Origin of the sequence: Nocardioides sp. JQ2195 (genome assembly GCF_012272695.1) — a bacterium.
In the GTDB taxonomy this organism is placed as follows: Bacteria; Actinomycetota; Actinomycetes; order Propionibacteriales; family Nocardioidaceae; genus Nocardioides.
This window is the reverse complement of the sequence record NZ_CP050902.1, coordinates 818,256-839,103: the sequence shown is the minus strand read 5'-3', so window position 1 is coordinate 839,103 and position 20,848 is coordinate 818,256. Positions and strand designations below refer to the sequence as shown.

Below are 20,848 nucleotides of genomic sequence, written 5' to 3'. Positions count from 1 at the left end.
TCACTCTCCCAAGGTGCTGGTGCTGGACCGGTCGGTGCGTGTCTCGAGGTCGCCGTGTCGGGCGTCGGTGCCCTCGTGCCGCGCCCAGAGCCATTCGGCGAGGAACAGGACGAGCCCGACACCCAGCAGGGCCGCGCAATAGATCAAGGACGACGGGTCGTCGTAGACGACGTAGCCCAGCAGGATCGCGTTGCCGAGCACTCCGATGCCCAACAGGGCGGTGTTCGCACGGAACGTGTTCTCGGACTCGTCCTGTCCTCGCAGCTTGAGGCAGGCCACGATCACCAGCGCATAGATGAACAGGGTGAACACGACGGTGACCGCTGCCAGCTTCTCCAGGTCGGCCGGCGAGAGCAGCAACCCTGAGATCACGACGGCTGCGAAGATCAACGCGACCCACGGGCTGCGGCGACTCGCGTGCACCTTGGAGAAGACACCCGGCACGACGTCCTCGCGGGCCATGCCGTAGAGGATGCGCGACTCGGTGACGACGGCCACCAACGTGGTGTTGGTGATCGCGACCATCGCGATGATCGCGAACATGATGCCCATGAAGCCGACGTCCACCGGCAGCACTCCGGACTTGACCACCTCGATGAGGGCCACCTTCCCCTCGTCCTGGAGCACCGTCATCGGCAGCACCAGCGCGGCGGTCATCGCGACCGCAACGTAGAGGACGCCGGCGGTGACCATTCCACCGATCAACGCCCGCGGGAAGTCCTTGGCCGGGTTGACCGTCTCCTCGGCGACGTTGGCCGCGTTCTCGAAGCCGGTCATGGCGAAGAACGCCAGTGCGACACCGGAGATGACACCCAGGATGGCGCTGTCCTGGGTCTCGAAGTCGGTGATCACGCCGAAGTCGGCACTGCCCTCCACGACGTACCAGATGCCGATGACCAGGATGATCAGCAGGCCGCCGAGCTCGACGAAGGTCATCAGCATGTTGGCAACCACGGATTCCGTGATGCCGATGAAGTTGACGACCGTCAGCGCCAGCACGAACAGCAACGTGATCAGCAGCGCCGGCGGCAGCGCCCACACCTCGTTGAAGTACGTCGCGAAGCCCAACGAGAGCGAGCCTGCCGCAGCAAAGCTGGCCGAGAGCATGCACACGGTGATCAGGAAGCTCAGCGGCTTGCTCTTGAACGCCTTGTTCACGTAGAGCGCCGCGCCCGCGGCCTGGGGGTACTTGGTGACCAGCTCGGCATAGGCGAGCCCGGTGATCGTGGCGAGGGTGACGCCGACCGCGAAGGCGATCCAGAACGCTCCGCCGACGGCGATCGCGACGGCACCGATGAGCACGTAGATGCCCGAGCCGAGCACGTCACCCAGGACGTAGAAGTAGAGAAGCCTTCCGGTGATCGAGCGCTTGAGCTCGCTGTCCTCGAAGGGCGATTCCTCAATCGCTGTTGCTGATTCGGCCATCGTGTGGCCCCGCTTCCCGATTGGCGAGCACGTGCGATCCTGTGGTCCGGCCCCCTCATCGGACAATGAACCGGACGCCTTGTCAATCACCCGCGCCCATGGCGCGCCCGGGCAACCGGCGGGAAACGACCTAGAGCAACCTGCGGTCGCTCGCCCACCGGGTCAGCTCGTGGCGCGAGGAGAGCTGCAGCTTGCGCAGCACCGACGACATGTGGGTCTCGACCGTCTTCACCGAGATGAACAGCTCCTTGGCGACCTCCTTGTAGGCGTAGCCGCGGGCGATCAGCCGCATCACCTCCCGCTCCCGCTCGGTCAACCGGTCGAGGTCCTCGTCGACCGCGGCCACCTCGATGGACCCGGCGAAGGCGTCCAGCACGAAGCCGGCCAGGCGCGGTGAGAACACGGCGTCGCCCTCGCTGACCCGCTTGATGGCGGCGACCAGCTCGGGTCCGGTGATGGTCTTGGTGACGTAGCCGCGGGCGCCGCCACGGATGGTGCCGATGACGTCCTCGGCCGCATCACTGACGCTGAGCGCGAGGAACTTGGTGTCCCCGTGGCCGAGCTGGCGCATCACCTCCACCCCGCCACCGCCGGGCAGGTGCACGTCGAGGAGTACGACGTCGGGCCGGTGTTCACGAATCGCGGCAACCGCCGTGGGCACGTCCTCGGCATCCGCGACGATGTCGAGGACGCCTGGCGCCGCTGCGTTCTGCAGCTCGGCGCGCACCCCCGCACGGAACATGGCGTGATCGTCGACGATGACAACCTTGGTCACGACTTCTCCTCCTGCAATGGCATGCGCAGCACCACTTCGGTGCCCACGTCGGGCGTGCTCCGGATCTGTGCGGAGCCACCGTGTCGTTCCATCCGGGCCACGATGCTGCCACGGACTCCTTGCCGGTCCTCGGCCACCGACTCCGGGTCGAAGCCACGGCCACGGTCCTTGACGAAGATCTCGACCGCTGACGGCGACACCTCGGCGTACACGTCGATCTTGCCGGTGCCGGCGTGCTTGGCGGCATTCGTCATCGCCTCGCGGGTGGCGTGCACGATCGGCCAGACCGCCTCGGTGACGGGGGTGTCGCCGACGGTGACCGTCTCGACGGTCACCGACCAGGCGTCCTCGACCTCGGCGGTCAGCGCGCGCAGCGACGCGGCGATCGACTCGCCCTCCTCCTTGTGCTCGGCGAAGAGCCAGGTGCGCAGGTCGCGCTCCTGGGCGCGCGCCAACCGAGCGACAGTGGCAGGGTCGGAAGCGTTGTTCTGGATCAGCGCCAGGGTCTGCAGCACCGAGTCGTGCAGGTGCGCGGCCACGTCGGCGCGCTCCTGGCTGCGGACCCGCTCGGCCCGCTCCTCCCCCAGGTCGGCGGCCAGGCGGAACACCCACGGCCCCAGCACCAGCGCCAGGCCGAGGACGCCGAGCAGGCTGGCGACCACGATCTCGCGGGCCAGGTGGACGCCACCGCTGGTCAGCGCGAAGACGCCGAGCCCGCCGAGGATCAGGGCGCCGCCGGCGAGGATCCGGGCGTACGACGCCCAGGTGCCGCTGCCGAACAGGGCCCGGACCGGGTCGACCTTCTCCGAGGAGTTGAGCCAGCGCTCGCGTTGCGCCTCGTCGGCCTGGCGCCAGATCAGCGCGACGCCGACGATGCCGAGCACGATCGGCCAGAAGAGCGCCCCGCGCCCGAAGACCGACTCGACCATGATCACGATGCCGAAGGCCAGGGCCCCCAACGCGATGGTGGGGCCCATGTCGGCCATCCGGCGGGTCCGTCCGGGTCGTTTCCCCGTACGTCGAGCCGAGGCCAGGCCGGGCGCCTCGTCGCTGAACCGTTCGTCGGTCGGCAACACCATCCACAGGCCGGCGTAGAGCGCGATGCCCATGCCGCCGAGGGCAGCGGTGAGGACGAACCCGACCCGGATCCAGATCACGGGCAGGTCGAGGTGCCGGGCCAGTCCCGCGGCAACCCCACCGAGGTAGTTGTCGGTGGAGTCGCGGGTGGCCCGTCGTACCTCGAAGGGGGCAGGGTTCGTCATCGTGCCCCAATCGTCACACAGCGCGCGCACGCGAACCATGAGGCAGACCCCTGACCCATCCCTGAGGCGACAGGGCCGAACGGCCTGCAGAATCAGGGTTGTTCCCGATGGTGCGCGAGCTGGGCAGCCGTCAGGCTTGGTGACATGAACGAGAACCCCACCACCGAGGGCTCCGAGCCCCACGGCCCACAGCCGCAACCCGGCGCCGGACCGACTTCCTCCACCGGGTACGCCGACCCGGGTGCCCAGCACGGCCCTCGGGTCAGCGGCGAGCAGATGCGTGACCTGGCCAGCCTGCGCCGCAGCTCCTACGACCGCCACGTCGCCGGTGTCGCCGGCGGGCTGGGCCGTCACCTCGACATCGACCCCGTGATCCTGCGGGTCGCCTTCGTGGTGCTCACGTTCTTCGGTGGTGCCGGGTTGATCATCTACATCGCCAGCTGGCTGATCGTCCCGGACGACGCCGGCAACCGGGCCACCATCAGCCTCGACGACCGCTCCCGCAACGTGGCGTTGATCGGAGTCGGCATCCTGGCCGGCCTCGCCCTGATCGGCGATGCCTGGGGCCCGGGCTGGTTCCCCTGGCCGCTGTTCCTGGTCGGGCTGATTGCCTGGGTCTTCCTCTCCCGCAAGGACCGCCGAGCGGGAGCGAACCAGGGCGGCAACTGGGCGCCGTACGCCGCCCCGGGGCAGGGCCCCGGATGGGTGGCAGGAGCGCGCGCCGGCTCAGCACCCACCGATCCCGCGACAGCCACGCCGTACGCCACCACGTCGGTTGAGGAGGTTGCGCAGCAACCGTCTCGGAACCAGGGCTCCGGCACGTTCACCGCGCCGATGATGACGCCCTCACCGCTGCGGCCGCCACCGCCGCGGCCCCTGCCGCCGCTTCCCCCGCGCAATCCTCGCAAGCGTGGACCGATCCTGTTCTGGTTCACCCTGGCCCTGATCGCCCTGTCGTTGGGAACGCTCGGCATCTTCGACCTGGCCGGCGCCGGCATCACCGACTCGGCCTACCCGGCGCTCGCGCTCGGTGTGATCGCGGTGATGTTGCTGGTGGGTGCGTTCTACGGACGGGCCGGCGGCCTGATCTTCCTGGGACTCGTGACCAGCGTCGTGTTGGCCGGCAGCACCATCGCCTCGCAGTGGGAGGGCAGCAACATCGACGCGACCCCGACGTCCGCGAGCCAGCTGAAGTCGTCCTACGAGATGGAGGCCGGGGAGATGGACATCGACCTCACCCGGATCCGCGACCTGGACGCCCTCGACGGCCGCACCCTCGACATCGATGCCGAGGTCGGCACCGTCAGGGTGATCGTGCCCCGTGGCCTGCACGTCTCGGTGGACAGCACCGTCGAGATCGGCCAGATCACCCTCTTCGGTGACGGAACCGGCGGCCTCGACCTCGACCTGAGCCGCTCCAACAGTGGCGCGGCCCAACGACCGCACCTGCAGATCAACACCGACCTCGAGGTCGGCGAAGTGAAGGTGATCACCCAATGAGCACGTACACGACACACCCACACGGTTCCAGTGTGAACGGCACCGACGACCCGGGCTTCGACCCCGGACGAGGTCGCCACCCGGTCAACACCGGACACCTGGTGATGGGGCTGGTCTTCGCCGGTCTCGTCGGGATCTGGGCGCTGGTGATCGGCGATGTCGTCACCGGCGACGACATCCGATGGTTGTTGCCGATTCCGTGGGTGGCGGGCGGTGCGATCGGCCTGGCCGCCGCGACCTACGCCAACGTGCGCTCACGGCGTACGACGTCACCGGCCGATCACCCAGCCCCGGCAACCGAAACCACCTGGATGTCCGAGACCGACGACACCGACCCCACCCAGTCGTCGACCGACGACACCGAGACCACCCAGTCGTCGACCGACGACACCGACCCCACCGAGGAGATCCGATGAACGACTACACAGCTTCCGCACCGAAGCGCCTGACCCGCAGCCGCGACAACCAGATGGTCGGCGGCGTGTGCGCCGGCCTGGCCGACTACTTCAACCTCGACGTCACCCTGGTCCGGGTGTTGGTCGTGGTCGGCACCGTGCTCGGCCTCGGCTCGCTGATCATCGCCTACATCGCCGGTTGGGTCCTGATCCCCAAGGCCTGAGCCCGCCCCCGATAGTCCCTAACGTCTCGCATGTCTGAACGCAATTTCGGCTGCGAGTCGTTAGGGACTATCCCGATTTTGTTGAGGAGGGGGTCGAGCTCAGTTCCAGATGGCGTCGGCCCACTCGGGGTGGTCGATGAACGGGTTCCGGTTGTGCTGGAACTGCTCATGGATCACGTCGTTGCGGTGCTTCTCGAACGCACTCGGCGGGTCCTGGGCGTTCCACTCGAGCAGCACCGACAGCTTGCCGATGTAAGGAGCGGAGCCATTGCTGACCTGGTCGTTCGGCTCCAGGTTGGGCCACCCGTCGTCACCCTCGTAGCGGATCGCCATGTAGAGGATCATCCGGGCGACGTCGCCCTTGACCGCGTCCGGCGGCTCGAAGGAATCGGCGTCGGTCGCGCACCCGGAACACTCGCTGACCGTTCCCCCGCCGTTGTCGAAGTCCTTATTGCCACGCGTCGAGTTCACCGACACGTCCGTGGGTCGCAGGTGGTGGATGTCGGTGCCGGGCCCGGTCGCCGTGCCGAAGTCGCCGTGCGACTTGGCCCAGACGTGTTCCCGGTTCCAGTCGTCGGGGTCGCCACCGTTGGTCGACTTGGCCCGCGAGCGGGCCGAGTAGAGAAGGATGACGTTGTTGGTGTTGTTCGGGTCCTCGTCGGTCGCCTTCAACGCGTCCCAGACCTGGCTGTAGGACAGCTTCGTCTGCACCGAGATGATCGTGTGCAGGCTGTTGCGCAACTGGGTTCCGGTCTTGCCGAGCGCGTCGGCGTAGTAGTCGTCGTTCTCCCCGTCACCGGGCGGCGGGTCCGTCGGGTCCGGGTCCTCCGGATCCGGGTCGGGCTCGGATCCGGCCAGGCTGAACGCCGTCGGCGACTTCAGGCCCGGGTGCGAGAAGTACGCCGCCAGGGCACCGGTCACGTCGACCTGCTTGCCCTCCAGCGACGGGTTGGTCCTCAACCCCCACTGCGCGCGGAACTCGGACGACACCTGCACGTAGAGCATCTTCGAGGTGTCGGTCTCCCCCGCAGTGTCCGCGATCGCGATGGCGTAGTCGCTGGGGTAGTTGGAGGTGACCACCGTTTCGGTGGCCGTGGGTTGCCCGACCACATAGCCGCGGACCGTGCCGGAGCCCGACTGCAGAGCGATCGCCTGCGCAACCGTCAGCGGCGAGTCGAGCGACGTGGCTTGTGCCGTCGCCTGCGTCGGCACCTGCGCGGTGACCGCTTGCGCGTTCGGTTGGAGCCAGGCAGCCATGAAGGCGATGACGATGAGGACTGCTGTCCTGCGTATCCCGAGAGTGAGTGTCATCCCGACACCTTGCACCTTTTCGGCGCGCGCGTCACGCATCACTGCTCGGCCAACCACTCGTCGCGGGCCTCGACCATGGTGTCTCCCTGGTCGCTGAAGACGCCGTCGACGCCGGCGTCGAAGAACGCCTTGGCCTCGGCGATCGAGTCGCCCTTGGCGTTCGGGTCCGTGCCGATGCGGAAGTTGGTGGCCATGAACTGGTTCTCGTCGCGCACCGTCCACACGTGCACCGTCAGCCCGGCCTCATGAGCATCGTCGACCAGGCTCGAGGGCTCGGTCGCCGCCCCGGGAGCGTCGCGCGGCAGCACCAGGTCCTTGTGCCCGCCCAGCCCGTCGGCGTACGTCGCGATCTCGGCGAGACCTTCAGGGGAGGTCAGATCGGCGTAGGTGCGCGGGTCACCGGCAGCGACCAGGTCGTACGGCGCCCCCGAGGCGTCGACCAGCTGGGCCAGTGGCAGCTTCGTGTGCTCGTCGAGGTCACGCAGGTTCTCGGTCTCGAAGGACTGGATGATCACCCTCGCCTTCGGCCGGTCGAGGTGGTGCTTCTTCAGCGTGCGCAGCAACGGCTCCTCGAGCGAGAGGCCGATCGAGTCGAAGTAGGTGGGGTGCTTGGTCTCGGGATAGACACCGATCGTGCGGTGGGTGCGCTTCGACTCCTCACGCACCATGCTCAGCACCTCGTCGAGGGTCGGGATCTCGAACCGGCCGTCGTACCTGGTGTTGTCGGGACGCACCTTCGGCAGCCTCTCCTTGGCGCGCAGGGTCTTCAGCTCGGCGAGGGTGAAGTCCTCGGTGAACCAGCCGGTGATCGGCTTGCCGTCGATGGTCTTGGTGGTCTTGCGATCGGCGAATTCGGGGTGGTCGGCGACATCGGTGGTGCCGCCGATCTCGTTCTCGTGGCGGGCGACGAGCACGCCGTCCTTGGTGGAGACGAGGTCGGGCTCGACGTAGTCGACACCGAGCCGGATCGCCAGGCGGTACGACGCCAACGTGTGCTCGGGCCGATAGCCGGAGGCTCCGCGGTGTCCGACGATGAGCGGCTCAGTGGTGCGGTGGCCGGCCGCATGGCCGTTGTCGCGGTCATCACCGTGGCCGGCATTCGGATCAGCGCCGGCCGGGCCGCCCGGAGCCAGCAGGATCATGGCTGCGAGGGATGAGGACAGGGGCTCCGAGGGTTCTCTTCATGACGTCGACCCTTGCGGTCACAGATGACGCGAGGTGCGCGCGAGGATGAACAGCGCACTACATGGCGCACAGCGTCATGCGAACTGGCTGTTCCGATGACCAGTTCGTATGACGTCGTCGGACTCGCGCACCACGTCGAGGACGATGTCGGGGTGATCGGTGATCAGTCCGTCCACACCCGCATCGAGGAATGCCTGCGCCTCCGCGGCCAGGTCTCCGGCAGCGCCCGCACCACCGGCCGATCGCAGGTTGCGCGGCAGGAAACGGTTCTCCCGACGAAGCGTCCACACGTGCACGGTCATCCACAGCCGGTGCGCGTCACGCACCAACGACGACGGCCCGCTGATGTTGCCGGCGTCATCACGCGGAAGCACCAACGACTTGTGGGCACCGATGCCGTCGGCGTACTCGTCGATCCACTCCAGGCCGTCGCGGCTGCACAGGTCGGCGTACGTCCGTGGGTCACCCGCGACAACCAGGTCGGCGGGCCGCTTGTCGGCCGCCTCGAGCAGCTGCACGATCTCGACCTTCGTCTCGTGCGCCAGCCGCCGCAGAACGGTCGGCTCGAAGCTCATCACCGTCACCCGTGAACGGGGGTGGTCGAGACCGTGCCGGCGCAGGTCGAAGAGCAGCATCGGGTCGAGGGCGAGGCCGATGGATTCGAAGTACGCCGCGTGCTTGAGCTCGGCCATCACGCCGATGCTGCGTCCGCCGAGCACCGTCTCGGCGCCGACCATGGCCAGCACCTCGTTGAAGGACGGGATGCCGCAGACCCCGTCGTACGACGCACTGCCGGGACGCATCGTGCCCAGGCGTTCGCGGGCGGTGAGCGTCTTGAGCTCGGCGAGCGTGAAGTCCTCCACGAACCACCCGGTGACACTGAGCCCGTCGATGGTCTTCGTGGTCTCCCGGTCGGCGAACTCGGGATGGTCGGCGACATCCGTGGTCGAGCTGATCTCGCTCTCGTGGCGGGCGACCAGCACGCCGTCGAGGGTGGCGACCAGGTCGAGCTCGATCGCATCGGCGCCCATCCGGATCGCCATCCGATAGGCCTCGATCGTGTGCTCCGGGCGGTAGCTACTGGCCCCGCGGTGCGCGACCACAGCGGGGGTCACCACGAGGCTCTGGGTCACCCTGCGCGACACTGCGAGATCGGTCACGGGACCAGTGAGGCAGATCTGGGCCACGAAGTGGTGAAGGCGCGGTGAACAGGTTTCGACGCTTTGGCACCATGGCATGCATGAGTCTGGAGTTCCTGCCCGTCCTGGACCGCCTCGACCTCGTTGCCGACCCGGTGGCGAAGGCATTGCGTGACTGGCCGCACGCTGGCGACGTACGCGTGACCGAGATCGACCCGGAGCTCGCCGACACCGCCGCCATGACCGAGGCCTACGGCACCGACCTGGAGCAGTCCGCCAACTGCGTGGTGATCAGCGGCAAGCGCGCGGGCGAGGAGCGGTTGGCCGCGTGCGTGGTGCGCGCCGACACCCGGGCCGACGTGAACAAGCGGGTCAAGCAGCTGCTCGACGTACGCAAGTGCTCCTTCCACCCGATGGAGCGCGCCGTCGAGGAGACCGGCATGGAGTACGGCGGGATCACGCCGATCGGTCTTCCCGAGGGATGGCGGCTGTTGGTCGACGCCCGGATCGTCGAGATCGGCGACGCGATCATCGGCAGTGGCATCCGAGGCTCGAAGTTGTTCCTGCCCGGACGACTCCTGGGTGAGCTGCCCGGCGCCGAGGTGGTCGAGGAGCTCGCTCAGTAGGCGTGCTTGCCGGGTGGTTTCGAGACGCCTCGTTCCTCGGCTCCTCAACCACCGTCAGCTCTCGGTGGCCGAGCAGCTCGCGCAGCAGCCGTCAGCTCTCGGTGGTTGAGGAGGTTGCGCAGCAACCATCTCGAAACCACGACGCGACGACCTCGGTCGAGCAGGTTGCGCAGCAACCGTCAGCTCTCGGTGGTTGAGGAGGTTGCGCAGCAACCATCTCGAAACCACGACGCGACGACCTCGGTCGAGCAGGTTGCGCAGCAACCGTCAGCTCGCCGGGTGGTTTCGAGACGCCTCGTCCCTCGGCTCCTCAACCACCGTCCGCTCTCGGTGGCCGAGCAGGTCGCGCAGCAGGCGTGCTTGCCGGGTGGTTTCGAGACGCCTCGTGCCTCGGCTCCTCAACCACCGTCCGCTCTCGGTGGTCGAGCAGGTCGCGCAGCAGGCGTGCTTGCCGGGTGGTTTCGAGACGCCTCGTGCCTCGGCTCCTCAACCACCGTCCGCTCTCGGTGGTCGAGCAGGTCGCGCAGCGACCGTGTCGAGACCCGGTGACCGAAAAACCGTTGGCGAGCCGGGGCCGCCCAAACGTAGCGTTGAACGGTGCGCACGCTTCCCCTCGACGACCCGGGCGTCGCCGACCATCGCTCCCCCGGACGATTCCTGTGGTGGCTGGCCAAGGGACAGTGGCACACCCTGCTCCTCGGCATGCTCTTCGGCATCATCTGGATGAGCACCCAGGCCGTGCTCCCGGCGGTCATCGGCAAGGCGATCGACGAGGGAGTGGCCGCCCGCGACCGCGACCAGCTCTTGTTCTGGGCCGCGGTGATGTTCGGCATCGGCCTGGTGCAGGCGGCGTCCGGCATCATCCGGCACCGCTTCGCCGTCACCAACTGGCTGACCGCGGCCTACCGCACCGTGCAGCTGGTCGGGCGCCAGGTGGCACGACTCGGTGGCACGTTGCCACGCAAGGTCTCCACCGGCGAGGTGGTCGCGATCGGCAACAGCGACATCTCCAACCTCGGCCAGGTGATGGACGTGACCGCCCGGTTCGCCGGCGCCATCGTGTCCTTCTTCCTGGTCTCGGTGATCCTGCTGCAGACCAGCGTCACCCTCGGCCTGGTCGTGCTGATCGGGGTGCCCGCACTGATGCTGCTGATCGGCCCCCTGCTCTCGCCGCTCCAACGGCGCAGCGCCGCCCAGCGCGAGCTGATGGGCGAGCTGTCCAACACGGCCAGCGACATCGTCGGTGGGCTGCGCGTCCTGCGCGGAGTCGGCGGGGAGTCCGTCTTCCTCGACCGCTATCGACGCGAGTCCCAGAAGACCCGGCAGGCCGGCGTACAGGTCGCTCGCCTGCAGTCAGTCCTCGACGCGCTGCAGGTGCTGCTGCCCGGCACGTTCGTGGTGCTCGTGGTCTGGCTCGGCGCGCGCTACGCCGTTCGTGGGCAGATCAGCCCCGGCGAGCTCGTCGCGTTCTACGGCTACGCCGCGTTCCTGATGATCCCGCTGCGCACCGCCACCGAATATGCCAACAAGTTCATCCGCGGAAGGGTCTCGGCCAAGCGCGTGTGCCACGTGCTCGCCCTCGAGCCCGACATCGAGGCGGTGCCCGACCCGGTGCCGTCGCCGCCCACCGGCGGGGAGATGTACGACGTCCGCACCGGCCTGGCGATCACACCCGGGCGGATCACCGCGATCGTCTCCGAGCAGCCCGACGAGTCGGCCCACCTTGCCGATCGTCTGGGCTTGCAGGCGCCCGAACCCGATGACGACGTACGTCTCGGAGAGGTGCCGCTGACGCGGCTCGAGCCGGACGAGGTGCGCCGGCGCATCGTCGTCTCCGACACCGGCAGCGCCCTCTTCTCCGGGCGGCTCGCCGACCGGCTGAACGTGCTCGGGCGCCCCGACGACGAGGTCCTCCGTGCCCTGCACACCGCGAGCGCCGAGGACGTCCTCGACGCGTTGGAGGGCGGACTCGACGGGCAGGTCGCCGAGCGCGGCCGGTCTTTCTCCGGAGGACAACGACAACGACTCGTGCTGGCCCGGGCACTTCTGGTCGACCCCGAGATCCTGGTCCTGGTGGAGCCGACCAGCGCCGTCGATGCCCACACCGAGTCGCGCATCGCCGCACGGCTGCGCGGTCACCGGGAAGGGCGCACCACCGTGTTCACCACCTCGAGCCCGTTGATGCTCGACGCCGTCGACGAGGTCGCCTTCCTCGACGGCGGTCGAGTCGTCGCCACCGGGACGCACCGCGAGCTGCTCGAGACCTCAGCCCGCTATCGCAGCACGGTGACCCGTGAGAGCGAAGCCGACAACGAAGGGGCGGTGGCCCGATGAAGCAGGTGCTTCCTGTCGCCGGCAGCCGCGAGGTCCGCGCCTACGCGGTGTCGATCGCGCGCAACCACCCGCGCCAGCTGTGGCTCGCGATCGGCCTGCACGCCTTGGCCGCGATCGCCGCACTCGCCGCACCTCGCCTGCTCGGCCAGCTGGTGGAGTCCGTCGAGCAGGGCACCACGGTCGGTCACGTCAACACCGTGGCCCTGTTGCTCGCCGGCTTCCTCGTGGTGCAGACGATCCTGACCCGGCAGGCCCGCTACGTCTCGCAGTCGTTGGGCGAGGAGGTGCTCGCCGAGCTGCGGGAGGACTTCGTCGAGAACACGCTGGCCCTGCCCGTGGGCGTCGTGGAGTCGGCCGGCTCCGGCGACCTGCTGACCCGCACCTCTCGTGACGTCGATCAGCTCGGCTGGTCGGTTCGCTGGGCGATGCCGGAGTGGACGATCGCCGTGGTCACGGCAGTGCTCACCTTCGTCGCCGCGCTGTCCGTCGGCCTGTGGGTCGCGCTGCCCTGCCTGCTCGGCGTACCGATCCTGGTGGTCGGCCTGAGGTGGTACCTCGCCCGCGCCAAGGACGGCTACCTGCGCGAGAACGCGTCGTACTCCCAGATATCCGCGACCCTGACCGAGAACACCGAGGGCGCCCGCACCATGGAGGCGCTCGGGCTCGGCGATGAACGCATCGCGGCGCTCGATGCCGACTGCGCGGCCTCCTTCGAGGCCGAGAAGTACACCCTGCGCCTGCGCACCGTGTTCTTCCCCAGCGTCGAGCTCTCCTACCTGCTGCCAACCGTTGCGACGTTGCTGTTCGGCGGCTGGCTCTACACCGAGGGGCACGCCTCACTCGGCGAAGTCACCGCGGCCACCCTCTATGTGCAGATGCTGATCGATCCGGTCGACCGGATCGTCTCCATCCTCGACGAGCTCCAGGTCGGCGGCGCCTCGTTGGCCCGGTTGCTCGGCGTTGCGCAGGTGCCCGACGACCGGGTCGCGACCGGCGCCCAGCCGACCAACGAGAAGCTCGATGCCGAAGACGTGCACTTCTCGTACGTCGAGGGGCGTGACGTGCTGCACGGCATCGACCTGTCCGTCGGTGTCGGTGAGCGGATCGCGATGGTGGGTCCGTCGGGTGCCGGCAAGTCGACCCTGGGCCGGCTGCTGGCCGGGATCCACCCGCCCCGTGCCGGATCGGTGACAGTGGGTGGGGTCGGGCTGACCGAGCTGCCCCTGGACGACCTGCGCGGCCACGTCGCCCTGGTCACCCAGGAGCACCACGTGTTCGTCGGCACCGTCCGTGAGAACCTGGCGCTGGCCGCTCCGCACGAAGCGAGCGACGAGGAGATCTGGTCGGCACTGGCCGCCGTCGATGCAGACGCCTGGGTGCGCGCCTTCCCGAACGGGCTGCAGGAGCTGGTCGGCTCCGGCGGACGCGCGCTGACCGCGGCTCAGGCCCAGCAGGTGGCGCTGGCGCGACTCGTGCTGGCCGACCCACACACGTTGGTGCTCGACGAGGCGACCTCGCTGATCGACCCGCGCGCTGCGCGCCACCTCGAGCGGTCACTGGCAGCTGTGCTGCACGGACGCACGGTGATCGCCATCGCGCACCGCCTGTTCTCGGCGCACGATGCCGACCGGGTCGCTGTGGTCGAGGACGGCACGATCGCGGAGTTCGGCTCGCACGACGAGCTGGTCGAGGCCGGTGGCTCCTACGCCGCGCTCTGGGACTCCTGGAACGGCCGCTGACTCATCGCCGAGCCGGCACGTGTTGACGCCGTACGACGCCGAGGCGGCACGAGTTGACGCCGTACGACGTCGAGGCGGCACGTGTTGACGCGGTACGACGTCGAGGCGGCACGAGTTGACCGATCACGTGTCAACACGTGCCGACTCGGTGCCTCAGACCGTCAACACGTGCCGACTCGGCGTCTCTGAGTGTCAACACGTGCCGACTCGGCGTCTCTGAGTGTCAACACGTGCCGACTCGACGCAGAGATCAGAGGCCGGAGATCGAGATCCCCGAGCGCACCTTGTACTTCTTGTTGATCGAGATCAGCACGGCGGTCAGCGGCTCCAGCTGACGGGCCAGGCGGAGCTTGCCGGCGTCGATGCCGATGCGCGAGGTGACCGCACGGGCCAGCTCCTGGGCGGTCTCCTTGGCCTCGGTCGAGTCACCGCAGACCAGCACGTCCTCGTGGTCGAGGTAGTCGTCCTGGGACCACAGCGAGGCGGCGGCGACGTGGTGGAACGCGCCGACGACCGAGGCGGTGGGCACGATCGCGGCAGCGGCCTCGGCGGCCGAGCGCTCCACGTCGAGTCCGTAGGGGCCTCCCTTGTCGAAACCGAGCGGGTTCACGCACGAGATGATGGTCTTGCCGGCCAGCTGCTCGGCCAGCGACTCGACGAGCTCGTCGTGGCCGTTGAACGGCACCGCGAGGAGCACCACGTCGGCGGCGGCCGCGGCGTCAGCGTTGGCTGAGCCGGAGACCACCGGCGAGCCGCCCTCTGAGGTGATCCGCTCGGCGATCTCGGTCGCGATCGGCTCGGCCTTCTCGGCGGCCCGTGAGCCGACGATGACCTCATGGCCGTGCTTGGCGAAGCGATAGGCAAGGCCCTTGCCCTGCGGACCGGTGCCACCGATCACGGCGATGCGGAACGTCGTCATTGAGAGTCTCCTGAAGGCTCGAGAAGTCAGCTGTGGCGCACACCCACTTGCACCGTGACAGTCTTACTGTCACAGTTGTGCAGCGCAGTGTCAGGCTATCCGCCTCCTCGTCCCGACGAAGGATCGTGTCTCAATGAAGCTCTCCATGCCCCTGATGTACGCCGGCAACCCCCGCGAGGCGGCCGACCAGGTCGTCGGCCTCGAGAAGGCCGGGCTCGACACCGTGTGGATCGCCGAGGCCTATGGTTTCGACTCCCCCACACTGATGGGCTATCTCGCCGCGAAGACCGAGACGATCGAGATCGGCGCGGCGATCCTCAACATCTACTCGCGCACGCCCGGCACCCTGATCCAGACCGCGGCCGGCCTCGACAACGTCTCGGGTGGTCGCGCGATCATCGGCCTGGGCGCCTCCGGCCCACAGGTGATCGAGGGCTGGCACGGCGTCCCCTACGCCAAGCCGCTCGGCCGCACCCGCGAGGTGATCGACCTGATGCGCGCCGGGCTGCGCCGCGAGAAGCTGTCCGCCGACGGCATCTTCCACATTCCGCTCGACAAGGAGCACGGTGCGGTCACCGGGCTCGGCAAGTCACTGAAGATCCTCACCCACCCCGAGCGCGACTCGGTGCCGATCTACATCGCCGGCCTCGGCCAGAAGAGCGTCACCCAGGCCGCCGAGATCGCCGACGGCTGGCTGCCCTTCCTCTACATCCCGGAGAAGGCACCGTCGGTGTGGGGCGACGCCCTGGCCGCCGGGAAGGCCAACCGCGCAGACGACCTGGCTCCCCTCGAGATCGCGGCCGGGGGCATGGCCGCCATCGGCGACGACGTCAAGGCACTGCTCGACTTCGCTCGTCCGATCACTGCCCTCTACATCGGAGGCATGGGCGCGCGCGGCAAGAACTTCTACAACGACCTGGCCGTGCAGTACGGCTACGAGGCCGAGGCCAAGCAGATCCAGGACCTCTACCTCGACGGGAAGAAGAAGGAGGCCGAGGCGGCCATTCCGCTCGAGCTGCTCGAGCTGACCAACCTCGTCGGCCCGTCGTCGTACGTCAAGGAGCGCATCGACGCGTTCCGCGAGTCCGGCGTCACCAACCTGCAGATCACGCCGGCCGCCGAGGACCCGGCCGCCCTTGTTGCCGAGATGAAGGAACTGATCGGATGACCCGCGACATCTTCGAGGCCGAGCACGAGGACTTCCGCCAGTCCGTGCGCACCTTCTTCGAGAAGGAGGTGGTCCCCCACCACGACCAGTGGGAGAAGGACGGCATCGTCCCCCGCGACCTGTGGCTCAAGGCCGGCGAGGCGGGCCTGCTGTGCTTCGACGTCGACGAGGAGTACGGCGGCGCCGGGGTCAAGGACTTCCGCTACAACGTGGTGCTCTCCGAGGAGCAGAGCCGGGCCGGCACCAGCGGTCCCGGGTTCTCGGTGCACACCGACATCATCGTCCCCTACATCAGCAGCCTCGCCACCGACGAGCAGAGGCAGCGCTGGCTGCCCGGCTGCGTGTCCGGCGAGATCATCTCCGCGATCGCGATGACCGAGCCCGGGGCCGGCAGCGACCTGCAGGGCATCCGCACCACTGCTGTCGACAAGGGCGACCACTACGTCCTGAACGGGTCGAAGACGTTCATCTCCAACGGCATCAACGCCGACATCGTGATCGTGGTCGCCCGCACCAACCCCGACGCGGGCCACCAGGGCATCAGCCTGCTCGTCGTCGAGCGTGGCATGGAGGGCTTCGAGCGCGGCCGCAACCTCGACAAGGTCGGTCTGCACGCCCAGGACACCGCGGAGCTCTCGTTCACCGACGTCGAGGTGCCCAAGGCGAACCTGCTCGGTGAGGAGGGCAGCGGTTTCATCTCGCTGATGATGAATCTGCAGCAGGAGCGGCTGATCATCGGTGCCCAGGCCGCTGCGGTCTGCGACCTGATGGTCGAGATGTGCCTCGACTACGCGAAGACCCGCGAGGCCTTCGGCAAGCCGATCGGCAAGTTCCAGAACACCCGCTTCACGATCGCGGAGATGGCCACCGAGGCCAAGATCACCCGCGTCTTCATCGACGACTGCATCACCAAGCACAACGCCGGCGCGCTCGACGCGACCGGCGCCTCGATGGCGAAGTACTGGGCCACCGAGCTGCAGAACAAGCTGGTCAACCAGGCGCTCCAGCTCCACGGTGGCTACGGCTACATGATGGAGTACCCGGTCGCCAAGGCCTACCTCGACAGCCGCATCTCCACCATCTACGGCGGCACCACCGAGATCCAGAAGGAGATCATCGGCCGATCGCTCGGCCTCTGATCCGAAACGGCAATCAGTCACACACGAAGGCGTCCTCCACCGTGGGGACGCCTTCGTGCAGCACGAAGCTCAGGAGTGGGTGGCCCGGCGTTCATAGGCGGCGCGCTCGGGCCGCTCGAGCGCATCGAGGAAGACGCGGTCCGCACCGATGCGCCGGGAGATCCACTCCCCCATGCGACGGGGCATCAGCCGAGCCGAGTTGATCAACGGGCCCGCGTGGGCCGGGACGTAGACCTCGGCCCGCGGCCTGACCAGCGCCTCGACGATGCCGTCGGCGACGGCCTCGGGCGTGACCGCGCTCATCCCTCGCAGGTCGGGCACGCCCACCGCCAGCTCGGTGCGCACGATCCCGGGCAGCACCGCGGTGACGTCGATGCCGGTGCCACGGAGCTCCAGGCGGACCGCCTCGCAGAAGGTGACCATCGCGGCCTTCGTGGCGCCGTACGTCGACGCGCCCGGCAGGCCCGCCTTGCCCGCGGTCGAGGCGATGTTGACCACGTGGCCGGAGCCGCGCGGCTGCATCCGGCGCACTGCCTCACGCGTGCCGCGGATCATCGCGCGCACGTTGATCTCGAGCATCCGTCCGGTGACCTCGTCGTCCTCGTCGAGGAGACGCGCGAGCGGCATGATGCCGGCGTTGTTGACCAGCACGTCGAGGGGCCCGAGCCTGTTCTCCACCTCGTCGAGGAAGGCGACGAAGCCGGTCTGGTCGGTGACGTCGAGCGGCAGCGCGATCACGCCCTGCTCCGACCCGCCCAGCGAGGCTGCGGTGGCCTCAGCGCTCGCCGTGTCGACGTCGCCGATCGCCACCTTGGCCCCGGACCGGGCCGCCGCCGCTGCGGTGGCAGCACCGATGCCGCGTCCGGCACCCGTCACCGCGACGACCTTGCCCTGCAGTGGACCGACCATCGAGCTCTCCTCCGGGGACGGGAACGGCGCCCTCCGAGGGGCACTGGACAACTGTGCGACGAGCCCGAACCTAGGGCACGCAGCAGCACCTGGCCAGAGGTTCGCGGCGACAGCCCACCTGATGACCCTCCATCCACTCACCGACACACCCGACCCGCCCTTCGGCGCCCGCGGATACGCTGGCCGGACCATGACTGAGCACGTGACTCCGCAGCAGGTGCGTCGGGCGCTGGCCCGGGCCGAGCGCGGAGCAGCCCTTGACCAGGCCGAGGCGACGGCACTGCTGGCCGCCTCCGGCGAACAGCTCGACGCCTTGTGTGCGGTCGCCGCCCGGGTGCGTGACGCCGGCCTGGTGGCCGCCGGCCGCGAAGGCGTGGTCACCTACTCACCGAAGGTGTTCATCCCGGTCACGCGACTGTGTCGCGATCGCTGCCACTACTGCACGTTCGTCGAGACACCCGGCCAGGCGGCCCGTGAGGGACGCGCGCCCTTCCTGTCGCCCGACGAGATCCTCGAGATCGCCAGTCAGGGCGCGGAGCTGGGATGCCTCGAGGCACTCTTCACCTTGGGTGACCGGCCCGAGGACCGGTGGCCCGAGGCGCGTGAGTGGCTCGACTCGCGTGGCTACGACTCGACGATCGCCTACATCCGGGCGATGGCGGTGCGGGTGCTGGAGGAGACCGGCCTGCTGCCGCACCTGAACCCCGGCGTCATGTCGTGGGAGGAGCTCAACCGGCTCAAGGCCGTCTCCCCGTCGATGGGGATGATGCTCGAGACCACCTCGCGTCGCCTCTTCGAGACCAAGGGCGAGGCCCACTTCGGCTCGCCCGACAAGGACCCCGAGGTCCGGCTCCGGGTGCTCGAGGACGCCGGGCGGCTGTCGATCCCGTTCACCTCCGGGTTGCTGGTCGGCATCGGCGAGACCCTCGAGGAGCGTGCCGACACGATCTTCGCACTGCGCGCCAACGCGCGCCGCTACGGCTCGCTGCAGGAAGTCATCGTGCAGAACTTCCGGGCCAAGCCCGACACCGCGATGCGCCACAGCGACGACCTCGACCTCGACGAGTACCGCGCCGCGATCGCGGTCACCCGCATCGTGCTGGGGCCGAAGATACGCATCCAGGCGCCGCCGAACCTGGTGTCGCTCGAGGAGTGCACCGCCCTGCTCGGCGCCGGTGTCGACGACTGGGGTGGCGTCTCCCCGCTGACCCCCGACCACGTGAACCCCGAGCGCCCCTGGCCCTCGCTCGAGCGACTGCGCGAGATGACCGCCGCATCCGGGCTCGACCTGCAGCCACGCCTGACCGTCCATCCTGAGTACGTCGTGGGCTCGCTGCAGCGCGGCGAGGCCTGGATCGACCCCCGCGTCCACTCCCACGTCGCTGCGTTGGCCGACCTGTCGGGCGACCGCGCGGGCCTCGCGCGCGCCGGCGTACGACCGGCGGGGCTGCCGTGGCAGGAGCCGGACGGTGGCTTCGCGGTCGTCGGTGAGGGCAGAGGACGAACCGACCTGCACACCGCCATCGACAGCGAGGGGCGCAGCGAGGACCGGCGCTCCGACTTCGGCTCGGTCTACGGCGACTGGGACGAGGTCAAGGACGCCGCCGAGCACACAGGTGATCTCACCACCAGCGCGCACGACGCCACCACACCGGGTCGCTGGACCAGCGAGGAGAAGGCTGCGCTCGCGGCGGCCGAGGCCGACCCCGGGAACCTCTCCGACGAGCACGCCCTGACGCTGATGACCGCCGAGGGCGACCTGCTCGAGAAGGTCTGCGAGCTGGCCGACCACCTGCGCCGCGAGGCCGTCGGCGACGACGTCACCTACGTGGTGAACCGCAACATCAACTTCACCAACGTCTGCTACGTCGGCTGCCGGTTCTGCGCGTTCGCCCAGCGACGCACCGATGCAGACGCCTACTCACTCTCCCTCGACCAGGTCGCCGACCGGGCGGAGGAGGCGTGGGCCCTCGGTGCGTCCGAGGTCTGCATGCAGGGCGGCATCGACCCCGAGCTCCCCGGCACGGCCTACTTCGACCTCGCCGGCGCGGTGAAGCAGCGGGTCCCCGGCATGCACGTGCACGCGTTCAGCCCGATGGAGATCGTCAACGGCTCCTCGCGCACCGGGCTGTCCTTCGAGGACTTCCTGATCAAGGCCCGCGAGTCCGGGCTCGACACCATCCCCGGGACCGCCGCGGAGATCCTCGACGACGAGGTCCGCTGGATCCTCACCAAGGGAAAGCTCCCCACCGCGACCTGGATCGACATCGTCTCGACCGCCCACCGCGTCGGCGTGCGGTCGAGCTCGACGATGATGTACGGCCACGTCGACAACCCCCGGCACTGGGTCAGCCACCTGCGCGTGCTCTCCCGCATCCAGGACAAGAACCTGGAGGAGGGCTTCGCCGGCTTCACGGAGTTCGTGCCGCTGCCGTTCGTGCACACCTCCTCACCGATCTACCTGGCCGGCGTGGCCCGTCCCGGACCTTCGCTGCGCGACAACCTCGCCGTCCACGCGATGGCCCGGATCATGCTGCACGGGCGCATCGACAACATCCAGACCTCCTGGGTGAAGCTCGGCGTCGAAGGCACCCGGGCCATGCTCAATGCGGGCGCCAACGACCTCGGCGGCACCTTGATGGAGGAGACCATCTCCCGGATGGCCGGCTCCGAGCACGGCTCCGCCAAGACGGTCGAGGAACTCGTCGAGATCGGCTCCGGCATCGACCGTCCGGTCCACGAGCGCACCACGTTGTACGGCGTACCCGCAGCGCGCTGAGCCCGGCCCCCCGGCTCCT

17 protein-coding genes are annotated in these 20,848 nt (G+C 68.8%); 9 read left to right on the top strand and 8 right to left on the bottom strand.

Annotation, left to right across the window (positions count from 1 at the left end):
• The 3 genes from ncot_RS03960 to ncot_RS03950 all read right to left on the bottom strand — a co-directional run bounded on the left by ncot_RS03960 (position 1) and on the right by ncot_RS03950 (position 3,462).
• Positions 1-1,425, bottom strand: coding sequence for an APC family permease (locus tag ncot_RS03960; protein ID WP_168616432.1), 1,425 nt, complete (start codon positions 1,423-1,425; stop codon positions 1-3).
• A gap of 130 nt (positions 1,426-1,555) precedes the next feature.
• The gene (locus ncot_RS03955; RefSeq protein WP_240938053.1) at positions 1,556-2,200 is read right to left on the bottom strand and encodes a response regulator transcription factor; all 645 of its coding nucleotides are present in this window, start codon (positions 2,198-2,200) and stop codon (positions 1,556-1,558) included.
• Positions 2,197-3,462, bottom strand: a complete 1,266-nt coding sequence (locus ncot_RS03950; RefSeq protein WP_168616431.1) for an ATP-binding protein — start codon at positions 3,460-3,462, stop codon at positions 2,197-2,199. Before ncot_RS03950 ends, ncot_RS03955 begins: the two co-directional genes overlap by 4 nt.
• Before the next feature lie 144 nt (positions 3,463-3,606).
• Between ncot_RS03950 and ncot_RS03945 the strand changes: the two genes are divergently transcribed.
• From ncot_RS03945 to ncot_RS03935, 3 genes are read left to right on the top strand one after another with little or no spacing between them, the layout of a single operon-like run.
• Positions 3,607-4,962, top strand: coding sequence for a PspC domain-containing protein (locus ncot_RS03945; protein WP_168616430.1), 1,356 nt, complete (start codon positions 3,607-3,609; stop codon positions 4,960-4,962).
• A gap of 32 nt (positions 4,963-4,994) precedes the next feature.
• On the top strand, positions 4,995-5,378 hold the full coding sequence (locus tag ncot_RS03940) for a hypothetical protein (protein ID WP_168616429.1): 384 nt from the start codon (positions 4,995-4,997) through the stop codon (positions 5,376-5,378).
• Positions 5,375-5,581, top strand: a complete 207-nt coding sequence (locus ncot_RS03935) for a PspC domain-containing protein (RefSeq protein WP_168616428.1) — start codon at positions 5,375-5,377, stop codon at positions 5,579-5,581. The genes ncot_RS03940 and ncot_RS03935 overlap by 4 nt, the downstream gene beginning before the upstream one ends.
• A 99-nt stretch (positions 5,582-5,680) precedes the next feature.
• On the opposite strand, the gene ncot_RS03930 is transcribed toward ncot_RS03935, so the two are convergent.
• The 3 genes from ncot_RS03930 to ncot_RS03920 form a co-directional block, all read right to left on the bottom strand.
• The gene (locus tag ncot_RS03930) at positions 5,681-6,892 is read right to left on the bottom strand and encodes an endonuclease (protein WP_240938052.1); all 1,212 of its coding nucleotides are present in this window, start codon (positions 6,890-6,892) and stop codon (positions 5,681-5,683) included.
• Between the two features lie 38 nt (positions 6,893-6,930).
• Positions 6,931-8,034 (bottom strand): glycerophosphodiester phosphodiesterase, encoded by a 1,104-nt coding sequence (locus ncot_RS03925; protein ID WP_168616427.1) that lies wholly within the window; start codon positions 8,032-8,034, stop codon positions 6,931-6,933.
• Positions 8,035-8,151: 117 nt separating this feature from the next.
• Positions 8,152-9,237, bottom strand: coding sequence for a glycerophosphodiester phosphodiesterase family protein (locus ncot_RS03920; RefSeq protein ID WP_240938051.1), 1,086 nt, complete (start codon positions 9,235-9,237; stop codon positions 8,152-8,154).
• Positions 9,238-9,317: 80 nt separating this feature from the next.
• On the opposite strand from ncot_RS03920, the gene ncot_RS03915 reads away from it, so the two are divergent.
• From ncot_RS03915 to ncot_RS03905, 3 genes are all read left to right on the top strand, one after another.
• Positions 9,318-9,842: a YbaK/EbsC family protein gene (locus tag ncot_RS03915; protein ID WP_168616425.1), complete on the top strand. Its 525-nt coding sequence runs from the start codon at positions 9,318-9,320 to the stop codon at positions 9,840-9,842.
• 597 nt (positions 9,843-10,439) lie between these two features.
• Positions 10,440-12,176 carry an ABC transporter ATP-binding protein gene (locus ncot_RS03910; protein WP_206065136.1) on the top strand — a complete coding sequence of 579 codons (1,737 nt, stop codon included), beginning with the start codon at positions 10,440-10,442 and terminating at the stop codon, positions 12,174-12,176.
• A complete protein-coding gene (locus tag ncot_RS03905; RefSeq protein ID WP_168616424.1) occupies positions 12,173-13,915 on the top strand; it encodes an ABC transporter ATP-binding protein in 1,743 nt (580 codons plus the stop codon). Before ncot_RS03910 ends, ncot_RS03905 begins: the two co-directional genes overlap by 4 nt.
• A gap of 250 nt (positions 13,916-14,165) precedes the next feature.
• On the opposite strand, the gene npdG is transcribed toward ncot_RS03905, so the two are convergent.
• Positions 14,166-14,834, bottom strand: coding sequence for an NADPH-dependent F420 reductase (npdG, locus tag ncot_RS03900; protein ID WP_168616423.1), 669 nt, complete (start codon positions 14,832-14,834; stop codon positions 14,166-14,168).
• A gap of 133 nt (positions 14,835-14,967) precedes the next feature.
• Between npdG and ncot_RS03895 the strand changes: the two genes are divergently transcribed.
• Together ncot_RS03895 and ncot_RS03890 are read left to right on the top strand one after the other, a co-directional pair.
• Positions 14,968-16,002: an LLM class F420-dependent oxidoreductase gene (locus ncot_RS03895; protein WP_168616422.1), complete on the top strand. Its 1,035-nt coding sequence runs from the start codon at positions 14,968-14,970 to the stop codon at positions 16,000-16,002.
• Positions 15,999-17,141 carry an acyl-CoA dehydrogenase family protein gene (locus tag ncot_RS03890; protein WP_168616421.1) on the top strand — a complete coding sequence of 381 codons (1,143 nt, stop codon included), beginning with the start codon at positions 15,999-16,001 and terminating at the stop codon, positions 17,139-17,141. The genes ncot_RS03895 and ncot_RS03890 overlap by 4 nt, the downstream gene beginning before the upstream one ends.
• A 69-nt stretch (positions 17,142-17,210) precedes the next feature.
• On the opposite strand, the gene ncot_RS03885 is transcribed toward ncot_RS03890, so the two are convergent.
• Positions 17,211-18,050 (bottom strand): SDR family NAD(P)-dependent oxidoreductase, encoded by an 840-nt coding sequence (locus ncot_RS03885; RefSeq protein ID WP_168616420.1) that lies wholly within the window; start codon positions 18,048-18,050, stop codon positions 17,211-17,213.
• 190 nt (positions 18,051-18,240) lie between these two features.
• On the opposite strand from ncot_RS03885, the gene ncot_RS03880 reads away from it, so the two are divergent.
• A complete protein-coding gene (locus ncot_RS03880) occupies positions 18,241-20,829 on the top strand; it encodes a bifunctional FO biosynthesis protein CofGH (protein ID WP_168616419.1) in 2,589 nt (862 codons plus the stop codon).
• Positions 20,830-20,848: the final 19 nt, after the last annotated feature.